This window comes from Sporomusa aerivorans, assembly GCF_041428895.1.
GTDB classification, from domain to species: Bacteria; Bacillota; Negativicutes; order Sporomusales; family Sporomusaceae; genus Sporomusa; species Sporomusa aerivorans.
This window is the reverse complement of sequence record NZ_CP156926.1, coordinates 992,305-1,004,417: the sequence shown is the minus strand read 5'-3', so window position 1 is coordinate 1,004,417 and position 12,113 is coordinate 992,305. Positions and strand designations below refer to the sequence as shown.

Annotated in this window: 12 protein-coding genes; 2 read left to right on the top strand and 10 right to left on the bottom strand. The window is 46.6% G+C overall.

The window, feature by feature from the left end; translation table 11 throughout:
* Positions 1 to 125: 125 nt before the first annotated feature.
* The 8 genes from anfK to SATMO3_RS04495 form a co-directional block, all read right to left on the bottom strand.
* A complete protein-coding gene (gene anfK, locus SATMO3_RS04530; RefSeq protein WP_371378101.1) occupies positions 126 to 1,514 on the bottom strand; it encodes a Fe-only nitrogenase subunit beta in 1,389 nt (462 codons plus the stop codon).
* Positions 1,515 to 1,586: 72 nt separating this feature from the next.
* Entirely contained in the window at positions 1,587 to 1,931 is a 345-nt protein-coding gene (gene anfG / locus SATMO3_RS04525) for a Fe-only nitrogenase subunit delta (protein WP_371378098.1), read from the bottom strand.
* Between the two features lie 15 nt (positions 1,932 to 1,946).
* Positions 1,947 to 3,515, bottom strand: a complete 1,569-nt coding sequence (gene anfD / locus SATMO3_RS04520) for a nitrogenase iron-iron protein, alpha chain (protein ID WP_371378095.1) — start codon at positions 3,513 to 3,515, stop codon at positions 1,947 to 1,949.
* A gap of 61 nt (positions 3,516 to 3,576) precedes the next feature.
* On the bottom strand, positions 3,577 to 4,404 hold the full coding sequence (gene nifH / locus SATMO3_RS04515) for a nitrogenase iron protein (protein WP_371378092.1): 828 nt from the start codon (positions 4,402 to 4,404) through the stop codon (positions 3,577 to 3,579).
* A gap of 132 nt (positions 4,405 to 4,536) precedes the next feature.
* Positions 4,537 to 4,947, bottom strand: coding sequence for a P-II family nitrogen regulator (locus tag SATMO3_RS04510; RefSeq protein ID WP_371378090.1), 411 nt, complete (start codon positions 4,945 to 4,947; stop codon positions 4,537 to 4,539).
* A gap of 12 nt (positions 4,948 to 4,959) precedes the next feature.
* The gene (locus SATMO3_RS04505) at positions 4,960 to 5,286 is read right to left on the bottom strand and encodes a P-II family nitrogen regulator (RefSeq protein ID WP_371378087.1); all 327 of its coding nucleotides are present in this window, start codon (positions 5,284 to 5,286) and stop codon (positions 4,960 to 4,962) included.
* Positions 5,287 to 5,326: 40 nt separating this feature from the next.
* Positions 5,327 to 5,581, bottom strand: a complete 255-nt coding sequence (locus SATMO3_RS04500) for a hypothetical protein (protein ID WP_371378084.1) — start codon at positions 5,579 to 5,581, stop codon at positions 5,327 to 5,329.
* Positions 5,582 to 6,389: 808 nt separating this feature from the next.
* On the bottom strand, positions 6,390 to 6,593 hold the full coding sequence (locus SATMO3_RS04495) for a molybdopterin-binding protein (RefSeq protein WP_371378082.1): 204 nt from the start codon (positions 6,591 to 6,593) through the stop codon (positions 6,390 to 6,392).
* Positions 6,594 to 6,827: 234 nt separating this feature from the next.
* Between SATMO3_RS04495 and SATMO3_RS04490 the strand changes: the two genes are divergently transcribed.
* A complete protein-coding gene (locus SATMO3_RS04490; RefSeq protein WP_371378079.1) occupies positions 6,828 to 7,751 on the top strand; it encodes a hypothetical protein in 924 nt (307 codons plus the stop codon).
* A gap of 10 nt (positions 7,752 to 7,761) precedes the next feature.
* Here the strand turns inward: SATMO3_RS04490 and SATMO3_RS04485 are convergent, their stop codons facing one another.
* Entirely contained in the window at positions 7,762 to 8,184 is a 423-nt protein-coding gene (locus SATMO3_RS04485) for a VOC family protein (RefSeq protein ID WP_371378076.1), read from the bottom strand.
* 111 nt (positions 8,185 to 8,295) lie between these two features.
* Positions 8,296 to 9,231, bottom strand: a complete 936-nt coding sequence (locus SATMO3_RS04480; RefSeq protein WP_371378074.1) for a hypothetical protein — start codon at positions 9,229 to 9,231, stop codon at positions 8,296 to 8,298.
* 253 nt (positions 9,232 to 9,484) lie between these two features.
* Between SATMO3_RS04480 and SATMO3_RS04475 the strand changes: the two genes are divergently transcribed.
* Complete coding sequence (locus SATMO3_RS04475) at positions 9,485 to 12,058, top strand: RyR domain-containing protein (protein ID WP_371378072.1); 2,574 nt, start codon at positions 9,485 to 9,487, stop codon at positions 12,056 to 12,058.
* Positions 12,059 to 12,113: the final 55 nt, after the last annotated feature.

Genomic DNA, 12,113 nt, shown 5'->3' with positions numbered 1-12,113 from the left:
GAAGGTTAGTCGCCCTTATCCAGGAGCTTAGCCGCTCTTATCCCGCTTTTAGAAGCGGGAGTCTTAGAGCGGGTTAGCTACAGGATGAAGCGGTTCGCCGGTTTACCGGCCGGTCTCCGGCCCTATTACCAGACATTAAGTACCCATTCCTTGTTTTTCTTGTATTCCATATCGGTAAAGATTGTGTTGGCCATAGCTTCGGCCAGCCAGATGGCGCCGGCATAACCGACAACCGGATGACGGTACAGTCCCGCCCGGTCATAGGTAGGGAAACCTACCCGCACCATGGGAATGTTATTGTCAATGGAAACAAACCGTCCTTTGGAATGACCCAGAATCAGATCAAGCTCCAGTCCTTCGTTTTTAATGCGGTTCTCCAGTTCCCACAAATCCGCATTAGTAATAATTTCCATTTTGTAATCCACGTTTTTTTGCAACTCTATAATACGGGGATCATCCGGATAAGAAGTATTGTCATCACCCAATAAGAGCAGCACCGGCTTCATTTCCAGATCCAGGCAGAATTGCGCCAAACCGATAACCAGGTCGGGATGTCCGTAGATGGCGACTTTTTTATCAGCCAGGAACATGTGGATCAGGTCGGTCAGGGCATCAATGGCAATGCCCCGCTCTCTCACAAGGGATTCCGGAATGGGTTTGCCGGTCATTTTTTTCAGGTTGTGCAAAAAGGTATCGGTATTGCGGATACCGATCGGCGTCGGGCCGATAACAGCCGGAACATCGAATTCGCTTTCCAGGTACCGGGCGGCTTTGCCGCCTTCGTACCGGTTGAGGGCAATGGTGCCCAGCGCGTTGGCCGTGTCTGTCAGATCCGCAATCGTGGTATCCCCGTGGGAAACATGGTTTCCATCCGGCATCAACGGTGAATCAAAGCTTTCGATTTCGAACAGTACGGTCGCCGGCACCTGCATTTCAGCCAGCAGATGCTTGAGCGCGGTTACGTCCCCGGGGTTGACCCAGCCGGTAATTAAATTGATTTTGCCGTTTGGCTCACTTTTCTTGGCAAAGTGACTGACAAAATCCAGCACGGCAACATCATAACCGGTGACCTGGCTGCCTTTAAAGCTTGGCGTATGAATGGGAATGAGGTGCACTTCCCGGCCGGCATATTTTTCTTTTAACAAACCATTATTAAGCTTCAAAACAACGCCGTCAATATCGTCGCCGATGACCTCGGTCGAGCAGGTCGAGATAATAGGTATAACCTTCACATGCGGATAGCGCATCAGAAGCACATCCACCGCTTCCTCTACCCGGTGAGTGGCGCCAAATACCGCGCCATCCTCATGCAGGGAGGAAGAAGCCAGTTCAAAACTTTCCTTGAAGTGCTGCGAAAACAGCAGGCGGACAAACATAACGCACCCCTGGCCGCCATGAACGATCCCTATGCACTCCTTAATCCCTATGCTGGCATACTGCGCACCACAAGGCTGACAGGTAAATATCGGATTGATAACACCGATACGTTCTTTTGCTTTTACTTCACAAAACATAGCATTACTCCTTTTTCTTTTGTTTTGCTCTGTGTCCGCCATAGTAGTGGCACAGCTTTTTTATTATCTAGGTTAATACCGTTGGTCTTTAAGCTCTTCATTCAGTGATCCGGTAATGGTCAGGAAATCAAGACGCTCTTTGAGTCCTTGCATAACTTCTTTGATTTCGTCCTTACTCATGTCGGTCAGCCAGGTGTAGCGGCTTTTATAGGCATCCGCCAGACAAACGGCATCCACCCAGTAGCATTTATCGGCAGGCGTTTCCTTTTCAACCGGTTCATCACACAATAGCTGCATGGTCCTGGTCAGAATCTCCTGATTTTGCCGCTCGCGGTCCCAGGCGCGGGAATGAAACTGCCACAGACATTTTTTCATAATATAATCCAGAAGCTGTTCAATTTTTTCTTTATTTTCCATAGCTTTCATCCTCCGTTATACCGCCGGAAGCTGTTTGACTTCCCGCGGAAATTCAGGATAGGTCTTTTTGCGCAGGTCGGCAATAATGTCATATTTACCATCGTACTCCCGCAGCGTTTCCGAAGCGGTGATTTCTTCACTTAAGTTCACATCAGACAGCATTTTTTGCGTTTCAAAGCCTTTATCTGCGGGAATTTCATCTTTGCTGATATCCAGAAAAGCAAGCTTATTCATCGGCGAATAAATGGCGTTGTAGATATCACGGGCAAACCGGACCCAGCCTTCAAAACCTTTCCAGGGACCATTGTGATAGGCGTGGGCGTTAAGGTAGGGGACGCGGATCTTCTTGGCGACTTCACCCGGACGTTTGCCGGTAAAGATGATATCCGGCTGCAGCATTTCCATGGCTTCAAGCCCTTCCAGCTCGTTGGGGTCGTCAATAGCCAGCGCGCCTTCCTCGCAGCGGGAAATGCCTTTTTCCATATCGCCCTGATGGCCGAACTTGGTATATACCGAAACTACTTCGACGCCCATTTCTTCATGGATGACATTCGCCCAGTGCCAGAGCTTGGAACCGCCCGGCCAGAGACATACTTTTTTCCCTTTCAGGCGTTCTTTGTACCAGTCCAGCGCTGGCTTCCATTTGGCGGTTTCCTCGTCAATAATGGCCTGGGCCCGTTCCTCAATGCCAAAGAACATGGCGACCTTCCGGAGCGAGGCCGATAACGGCTCAAAGCCAAAGCCGTCGATATCAAGCCGCGGTGTCCCGTACCGTACTCTAAGTTCGTTGCAGATATACTCGGCGGAACGCGCGCATTCCAGTACATTTAGCTGGGCCCGGTGCATGGACCGGAGGTCGTCATAAGACCCGTTGCCGGTAAAGGTGGACAGCACCTGAATGCCCATGCGCCGGAAATAATCCTGCATAACTTCCTGGTCACCCTGAATGTTGTACTCACCCACATAATTGAGAACATAATCGCTGGTGATTTTCGGTTCCACATTACCGACCTTCTGGTTAATCCAGGCGATGTTGATCTTGTGATGGCCCCCCGACTGGCTCGGACCGCCGAAGCCGGGAGAGTTGCAGACGAAGATATCCACCTCCGGCATTTCCTCCATGACTTCCTGGGCCACCGCATCCATATCATCCCCGATCAGCGCCGAGGCGCAGGTCTGGTAGATGGTCATCCGCTTGATATTGGGGAAGGCCTTGAATGCTTCAATAATATTTTGTTTCAGGACCTTTTCGGCGCCGAACACAATGTGTTTTTCTTTCATATCGGTAGCATAAGTATATTTAAGCTGGAAATTATCATTTTCACTGATATAGCGTTTGGTTTGCCAGGTGTCATAGGTGCACCCGACCGGCCCGTGGCTCATATGGATAACATCCCGCATTGGCGTACCGATAACATGCTTGGCGCCGCAGTAGGCGCAGCCTCGTTCCGAAATCGACCCGGGAATGGTGTTAAGATAGCCGAGCGGCAGGGCATCGGCCAGAGTCTCGCCGGGTCCTTTGATAACGGCATGTTTTTTTCTTTCGGGAATGCATTCGCTGCATTTAAACAAATGATAAGGCATTATTTGTTCCTCCTTTGTTGAATAGCATCATCAGGCACCTGGGCGAGTTTGTTGATTCACGTTAATCAGCAATACCGTATTTAACAACCATAGCCTCTAACTCATCCATGCTAAGCGGCTTGGGAATGACAAAATTCTTGTTCTCAATAATCTTATGAGCCAGTTCACCGTATTCTTTGGCCTGATTGCACTCAGCATCAAATTCGACGACTGTTTTTTTGTTAAATTCCGCTTTCTGAACAATATTGTCGCGCGGTACAAAGTGAATCATCTGGGTGCCGATAGCAGCCGTGAATTCTTCCAGGAATTCTCTTTCCCGATCCACTTTACGGCTGTTGCAAATGATGCCGCCAAGACGGACACCACTTTGTTTGGCATATTTTACAAGACCTTTGCAGATATTGTTAGCGGCGTAAATGGCCATCATTTCGCCGGAGGCTACAATATATACTTCCTGAGCCTTGCCGTCACGGATCGGCATGGCAAAACCGCCGCAAACAACGTCACCCAGTACATCAAAGAATACAAAGTCCAAATCCGGTGTATAGGCGCCGTTCTTTTCCATAAGATCAATGGCGGTGATTACACCACGGCCGGCGCAGCCTACGCCTGGTTCCGGACCGCCCGACTCTACGCAGCGGATTCCCTGGTAGCCGGTTTTTACTACCTTATCGGTAGTAATTTTTTCTTCGCCTTCATCCCGCAGCATATCCATTAATGTTTTTTGATTCATCCCGCCCAGGATAAGCCGGGTGGAATCCGCTTTGGGATCACAGCCGTGGATAAATACTTTTTGATTATAAAAATGAGCCATGGCCCCGGCCGTATTTTGTTGTGTCGTGGATTTTCCGATTCCGCCTTTACCGTATATCGCAATTTTTCTTGGCATGTTGCATTCCCCTTTTCCCTTTAGTAATTTGATATGTCCTATAAAAATCAAAACGCCGCTCTGCCTCGATGCATACAGAGCAGGCGCCGTTGCCTGTTTACCTAATATATACTTGTATCCGGATCTTATAGCTTATACTCCCGCTTCGCCGCTTTCACCGGTTCTGACGCGGATGGCGTCCAGAACCGGCAGCACGAAGATCTTGCCGTCGCCGACCTTGTAGTCGGTCCGGTTGACGCTGATGATGGCCGCCACAATCTTATCCACATCTTCATCATGGGCCAGGATGGTAAACAGCCGGCGCGGAAATAAACGCGTACCGTCCAAAAACTGAACAACCATCTTTTCCACTTGTTCATTGCCTTTACTATCGCTCATGGACAGCAAGGTTTTACGTCTTTCCTCAATAACCGCCAGATCATCAACCAGCCGGCCCCGCCCCATTACCTTAAAAGCGGTAAAGCCCGCAATACCGACATCCACCAGAGCTCTTTTTGTGGCGCTGACCTTGTTCATCCTGATTACGGCAATAATTTCCTTCACATTTACTCCCCCTTACAGTCCTTTCGCACCGGTGGAAACTGTATATACCTCTTCAACAGGGCTAATGAAGATTTTACCGTCGCCAAATGCTCCTGCATCGCTGCTTTTGGCATATTTCAGGATGAGCGACACGATTTCGTCTTTTTGGGCAGCCGGGACTGCCATCATGATCAGGCTTTTAGGAATTTCATCATAGAGCACATCGCCGATTTTTATCCCCATCTGCTTGCCGCGGCCGACAACGTCAACAACAGTTGCGGCATGAAAGCCGGCAGACGATAATTCAGCAAGCAGTACATCTTTTTTTTCCGGCCTTACTATGGCTCGAACCAAAATCATATAAGTATCGACTCCTTTATTTAATAAATTAGTTGCCCAACTACACTTTGAACAACCGTTGCCTGTTGCGCCGGTGTATCGTCGTTCCCGCTTTAAGAAAGCCGTCAATCAAGTCTTCAGATTTCCGGGTATCTTCTGCACTGACCAGTGAAATCAAATCGGCCTTCCAGGCAGTAAACTGCCGCTGAGCTTTGACAGCAGCCGGAACAACAAGCCCGGAAACATGCAAACCGTTTTCGATATATCCCGTATTGGCATCCTGTTTGCTGCCTGTTTGTGCAGCCTCTCTGTTCACTCTATTATTCCTCCCTGTTTTTTCTTGAAAAACTAAAATAGATTTGTTATAATGTAAGATGGGTAAATTAAATAAACCTAGTGCCACTGGGCTGAGAAGATTTGCCTGGACTTCGTGAGTATTCGTGGTATTCATGAAGCCAATCATGCTGTGGACAACGAATTTTCTGTTCACCTCCTTTCTTTGCGGATTACTCTCAAAACTTAGCAACAAACTGTGTGGCCGGACTGCATTGTCTGGTGAAATCAGTTTATTGTTAGGTTTATATTGATATTGCCCTTTACAACAAATCCCAAAGATGACCATTCTCAAATTGTAAAAAAGCAACTTGCAAAGCTATTTGCGCCAAAAAAGGGTAAACTAAATAAACCTAGCGCCACTGGTAATAAGATGCTTGTGCAGCTGTGTAGATATTCGTGGTATCTGCACAGCTTTTTTTATGACATAGCCTGTATGGTTGCCAGAATATTTCCGTGTTAAGCCGGAAATAAAAAGAATCAATCAGTCGCACTGGTAAGCAACCAATTGATACTTCTTTGTACCTGTACCTGAAGTTCTATTTACAACTAAAATACACCAAATTCAGGTCGCAGTCAATAGCTTTTTTGAAATTTTGTCTAAAACAAACCAAACTAAACCAAACTAAACCATTATAAAAATATACTGATAATTATCGTTTAATTTGTTTTAGTTGTATTAAGATTTTTTTATAAACTCCAATATTGTATGTTTAAGATCGATAGAGACATGTCAAAAACCGGACAGCGATACATGCTGCCCGGTTTAATATTTTTTCCATGTACTAAGATTACTTGAGCACCATCATTTCGGTAGCCTTAACCAGCGCCGTAACTTTATCCCCCGGCGCCAGATCCAAATCCTCTGCAGAGTCAACAGTGATTGCAGCTACCAGTTCAACGCCCTTGTAATCCATAACAACTTTAGCCATAACAGCACCTTTTATTACCTCTTTCACTGTAGCTTCCAATTTGTTTCTGCCGCTGATTTTCATGTTATCAACACTCCTTATTTTAAATTTATACAGCACAAACATATCTACAAAAACAAACTAAATCAAACTCAGCATCATAATTTATTAGGTTTTACTTATTTTAATTTATTTAATACTTGCCGATAAGCAAATTGAGTTATATAATTAAAGTAATTATATAATAGGTTTGATCACACAATGAAGTGCTGGTGGATTTATCTGCCGGCGTTTTCTATTTTTAAGGAGGCATTTAACATGTTGGCTCAGACTATTTCATCCACTTTGCAAGAACCCAGCGGGTTACAGCTCCTTTTGCTCGAGAACACAATTGACGAGACTGTTTCACTGGCATCAGGGTTCCCATCCTCCGTCACAGCCAATGAGCCCCCGCACCAGTCAGGTTCGCTTGGTACGGCGAGAACACCCATACACCGTCAGCTAATCTCGCTTTGCCTTAATAATCCTTATTGGAATGACTTCCGGCTGCTCCATCACTGTCAACGCCGCGACACCTCTATAACCATGAAACATCTGCAGGTTCTGAAGGCGCAATGCGGTCTGGACAACCGCGAATCCATCTGCAATACCCTGATAAAGCTATCTCTTCATGGCGGGTTAAAGCTGAGCGACCGGCAAATCAGCTTCATTGAAAAGTGCAAGCCGGAATTTCGCGACCGTGATCTGCAACCGCTTAAGCCGGGCGAACTACTAGTCTATGAATGCCTGTTTGGCCGGGGAATGGGAAAACTCGGCCGGGTATATGTGCACTTTTTTATAGATATATTCACAGGCTATGCCTTCGGCGCGGTAAGCCAGCAACGCTCGCTGGAAGATGGCCTGGATATTTTGCTGCACACTATCCTGCCATTGTATCTTGCCCATAACTACCCGGTACATACCGTTTTACATTCATCCAGAGTCGTGAATGATATCAAGGAATATAATGAACTGGAAGCAGCTGAAACCTATTCCCGCCGGGGACTGCACTGGGTGCCCACTCGCCGTAAGTTCGGCGCCGTTGAAAAATTCGAAAAAAGTTTCTTGGCAAACCGCTTTTTGGAAAATGCCAGAAAGAACGCTGATTCACTGTCATCCATTCAGCCCTTGCTTAATCAATGTCTGCTAAAATACAATTCCTCAAACCGGTTATTCGCAAAGCGTCTCCTTCTGGAAGACTAAGTATTGCCTCTTAGCCGGCCTGGCTGTCATAGTTAAACTGCCACTCAATGCCGAACTTATCGGTTAAACTGCCGTAGCATTTGCTCCAGAAGGTTTCCTGCAGGTCCATGCCTACCTTGCCACCTTCTGTCAGCTTAGTAAACCAGGCTTTGATTTTATCCATATTGCCGCTGGCTACCGTAAGGATTATATTGTTGCCTGCAACTAACGGCATTCCCGGAAACACATCAGAAAACATGACTGTACTGCCGTTAATATTCAGCCGGGTATGCATGATTAAATCCTTGGCCGCCTCAGGTAACTCCCCCTCCGGGTTAGGCGGAGCATCGCCGAAGGTCATAAGCTGGGGCGCTTCGGTTTCAAAAACCTTGGCGTAATATTCAACTGCCTGGCGACAGTTACCGTTAAAATTTATATAAACACTGATAGGCACGCCTGACACTCCTTAGAATTTATTTACTAACATTGGCAATAGAATATCCACTTCTACAATAATTATGAGGTCTGTTTCCTTATGTTTGGAAACAGACCTCTAGTCTGGTATTCAGCGTATTTCCTTTGTTGCGTTGTTTCTATATTGCTGTATTTCATCAGTTAGCTTATAATCATTCTTTTTGAGTATGTTAAGATACCCGCTCATAACTTGGGAAAAACTACCGTTAGCAGCGTCAAACAGGGTTGCTGAATAGGCATTCTTTGCATCTGCGGCCATTTGTCCGGTATCGTAACTGAATAGCGGGGTATTGTTGGCGCCATACAACGCAAACGCCGTATACCGGTTCAACAGTTGGCGAATATCTGCCACCTTCACGGAATTACCGTACTCTTTGATAAACCGTTCCTGCGTTAAGGCTCTATTGAGTATATCAGCCCAGCTGATCACCAGGGCCGCATCCTTACTAGGGGTTTTATCCGATTCAATTGCCATAATATCAATAAAGGCTGCCATATCTTGGGTTACAACGCTTTGATATTTCCTGTAGAGACTATAGTCAATAACCGGAAAGTACATGCCTTCGGCAGTTTCTATTTTAAAACCGCCGTTTTTTGTCTCCAGTAACAACTCTTTCACAGCTTGATTATCAACATTACTGATAAAGCTGTCGGTAACCCCGCTCACCGGGCTTTTTGCCAGTACCTTCTGACTGGCTTCACTAGCCGCGAACTCATCCTGCAGCTTAGGCAGTTTTTCCTTTTGAATTTTTTCAAGACCAATAACCATAGTTGATGCATTGTCCGCCGAAACGGTTGTAATATTATTATCAATAAACTCAACCACTTCCGCGGCAGTTGCCTCCTTATTCCGGATAAGCACGGTAAAGTTGCCCATAACCGACTTTTCTTTAGCGGCCGCATCATTTGCAATCTGTTGTCGGAGAGATTCTTGCACGGGGCTGGCGTCTTTATTGGCACAGCCGCTGAATACCAGCATCATAGCCAGTGTAAGACTGACACCGATTATTTTTCCGGGAAATTTCATTTTTTCAGCTCCTTCATCATTAAAAGATCTTGGCAATATATTTAACGTATCAGGCAAGCCGGAAGTAACGCCAAAGCAACTTGCAATTCTTGCCTGCATTAACACATTACTTTCCCACATTTTTGGAATTTTTATTTGACAGTAAAGTTATTTACTGATACATTATTACATAATAATAAATATCATTTCAAGCAATCTTTTTCATTGATTATTAATCCCAATTGAAATCAAGACCTGTAAGGAGGTCAGTATTATGAAAGAAACAAAAGTACATATTGTTGTCACAGGTGATATTGTCGTCAATGATCATCAGTGGCAAAGCAATCAAAAAAATACAGCCGGTCTTAACTGGCAGCGCTTCCCGCAGTTAAGCCGCACCATTACAAGCGGCGCCGCTTTATTATTGGCAAAACTGGTAGCTTTGTCTACCGGCGCTGATGTTCACTCACCCGCCTTGCCCGCTACCGGTCAATTGCCGGCGGGAATTTTGCGATCGACGTTAGAATTGGCTCCGTTCCCGCGAACAATGGATAAACCGGACAGCAAAGTATATCGCGTCTCCGAGTTTCTCGGCTTTTCCGGACCGGCTTCCGGTACACCGACCTTATTGCCGGTTATTAATGATAACATCAACGCCGATTTAGTCATCATTGATGATAACAATGACGGTTTTAACTCCCGGGAAGAATTTTGGCCGCTGGCTGTACAATCGCCGGATACATCGCCCTTGATAATCTACAAAACCAACAACCCCTCCAAATCCAATGCCCTTTGGCGCCAGATCGAACGGCACCATCTTGCTAATACCATTGTCATCATCTACGGAGACGATCTTCGCGCCCAGGGTGTCAATATCAGCAAGGGGCTGTCCTGGGAAAAAACAGCCTTGGAATTCGTCTGGCAGATTAACAACAACCCCATACTGACTTATCTGGCCAAAGCCCGTCACTTTATCATTCCGCTCGAACTGGAAGGCGCTATTTATTACCAGAATGACGGCGAATCTACCGAGTCCCGCCTGTTTTTCCTGCCAAATGAGATCGAGGGCAGCCTGCAGAAAGAGTCCCTGGGACGAATGTACGGCTTGTCTTCCAGTTTTGTTGCCGGTTTGGCCCGTAGTATTGTTGCCGGGCTAAATAACCGGGACAATATCAGTAAATCCATTTGCGAGGGCATCCGGGAAGGAATTGTCGCCGTGCAAAAATACTATTTTGACGGGTTTGGCGCTAATATCGCCGCCAGCGACTTTCCCAGTCCCGGCATATTTACGGAAAATGAAAATGAGGTAATTTATAAAGAGCAAATTCAGGATGTTCCCATCCGCAACTCCAATAATCCCAATTGCCGCGCCTGCTGGTACATAATCAAAGACAAGAGTTCGGCAAGTTTATCCGATATTGCCTATGACATTGTAAAAAATGGCGAAAAAATTGCCCTTAAATTTATCCCGACTGCCAAATTCGGCAACTTAATTACCGTAGACCGGGCCGAAATTGAAGGCTACCGGAGCATAAAAAACCTGATTTTGGAATACATCTCCGCCAAAACAGTTGTGCGGCCCCTGTCCATTGCCGTATTTGGCACCCCAGGCTCGGGAAAATCTTTTGGTGTTACCGAAGTGGCCTCAAGTATAGCCCCCCGCCTGATTCAAAAACTAAATTTCAATTTATCCCAGCTGCAAAGCCTGCCAGACTTGATTGCCGCCTTCCACAGAGTGCGGGACCTGTCTTTAGAAGGCAAAATCCCGCTTGTCTTTTTTGATGAATTTGATTCGGCCTTTAATGGCAACCTGGGCTGGCTGAAATATTTTCTCGCCCCCATGCAGGACGGAGTCTTCCGCGAAGGCGATACGCTCCACCCGCTGGGACGGGCCATCTTTGTGTTTGCCGGCGGCACAAGCAGCACGTATACGGAATTTTGCGGCGAAACCATTCAGGATGAAACAGAGTATAAACAATTTTACCGGCAGTTTCAAAACGCCAAAGGGCCTGATTTCGTCAGCCGTCTGCGCGGCTATGTCAACATTCTGGGCCCTAACCAGACCGACGAGCAGCGGGACCACTTGTTTATTATCCGCCGCGCCATGCTGCTCCGGGCTTTATTGGAGAGGAAAACACTCCATCTAATCAACGAACAGGGGCAGGCGCAAATTGACGACGGCGTACTGAGGGCTTTGCTGAAAGTGCCCAGATATAAACATGAATCAAGATCCATGGAAGCCATCCTGGAAATGAGCCGTCTCGCTAACGCTAAAAAATGGGAGCAGTCCCATCTTCCGTCCCTGGAGCAGCTAAGACTGCACGTAGATGAAGAACAATTTACCCGCCATTTAATGCATGACGCATTTTTTAGCGAGAGAATCGAACAACTGGCTATGAATCTGCACGAGAAATATCTGCTGCTCCCCAAAGACAGCCAGCAAGGCCATTGCGCTGAGCCCTGGGACCAGTTGCCGGAAGAACGCAAGAACGCCGTTCGCAACCTGATAAAACATATCCCCAGCGCCTTGCGAAAAATAAACTATGATGTTGTCTCGGTTACCGAAAAGCCGGAACCAATTCAGTTTACCGACAATGAATTGCGGCTGTTGGCTGAGTATGAACACAAGCGCTGGTCTCTGGAGAAAAAGGAAACCGGCTGGAAACAATGCGATTTATATAATGTCCATAAAAAACTCCATCCTTTGCTTGTCCCCTGGGATAGTCTGGATGCCGACAGTCAAAACAAAATTATGGAAAGAGTCACCTACTGGCCGGCCATCCTGGCTGAATCAAATTTTGCCATTGACCGGCTGAAATCTTTGTGCTACTGCGAAACTCAGGCTTGAAAAATATGCCGGCAAAAAAATGAGAAATAAACAACACCGGGCTACCTGTTAAATG

What these genes read in the sequence shown, in the direction of transcription:
- SATMO3_RS04495 (WP_371378082.1), bottom strand. Translation starts at nt 6,593, where the DNA reads ATGAAAATCAGCGGCAGAAACAAATTGGAAGCTACAGTGAAAGAGGTA.
- SATMO3_RS04480 (WP_371378074.1), bottom strand. Translation starts at nt 9,231, where the DNA reads ATGAAATTTCCCGGAAAAATAATCGGTGTCAGTCTTACACTGGCTATG.
- anfD (WP_371378095.1), bottom strand. Translation starts at nt 3,515, where the DNA reads ATGCCTTATCATTTGTTTAAATGCAGCGAATGCATTCCCGAAAGAAAA.
- SATMO3_RS04475 (WP_371378072.1), top strand. Translation starts at nt 9,485, where the DNA reads ATGAAAGAAACAAAAGTACATATTGTTGTCACAGGTGATATTGTCGTC.
- anfK (WP_371378101.1), bottom strand. Translation starts at nt 1,514, where the DNA reads ATGTTTTGTGAAGTAAAAGCAAAAGAACGTATCGGTGTTATCAATCCG.
- anfG (WP_371378098.1), bottom strand. Translation starts at nt 1,931, where the DNA reads ATGGAAAATAAAGAAAAAATTGAACAGCTTCTGGATTATATTATGAAA.
- nifH (WP_371378092.1), bottom strand. Translation starts at nt 4,404, where the DNA reads ATGCCAAGAAAAATTGCGATATACGGTAAAGGCGGAATCGGAAAATCC.
- SATMO3_RS04490 (WP_371378079.1), top strand. Translation starts at nt 6,828, where the DNA reads ATGTTGGCTCAGACTATTTCATCCACTTTGCAAGAACCCAGCGGGTTA.
- SATMO3_RS04505 (WP_371378087.1), bottom strand. Translation starts at nt 5,286, where the DNA reads ATGATTTTGGTTCGAGCCATAGTAAGGCCGGAAAAAAAAGATGTACTG.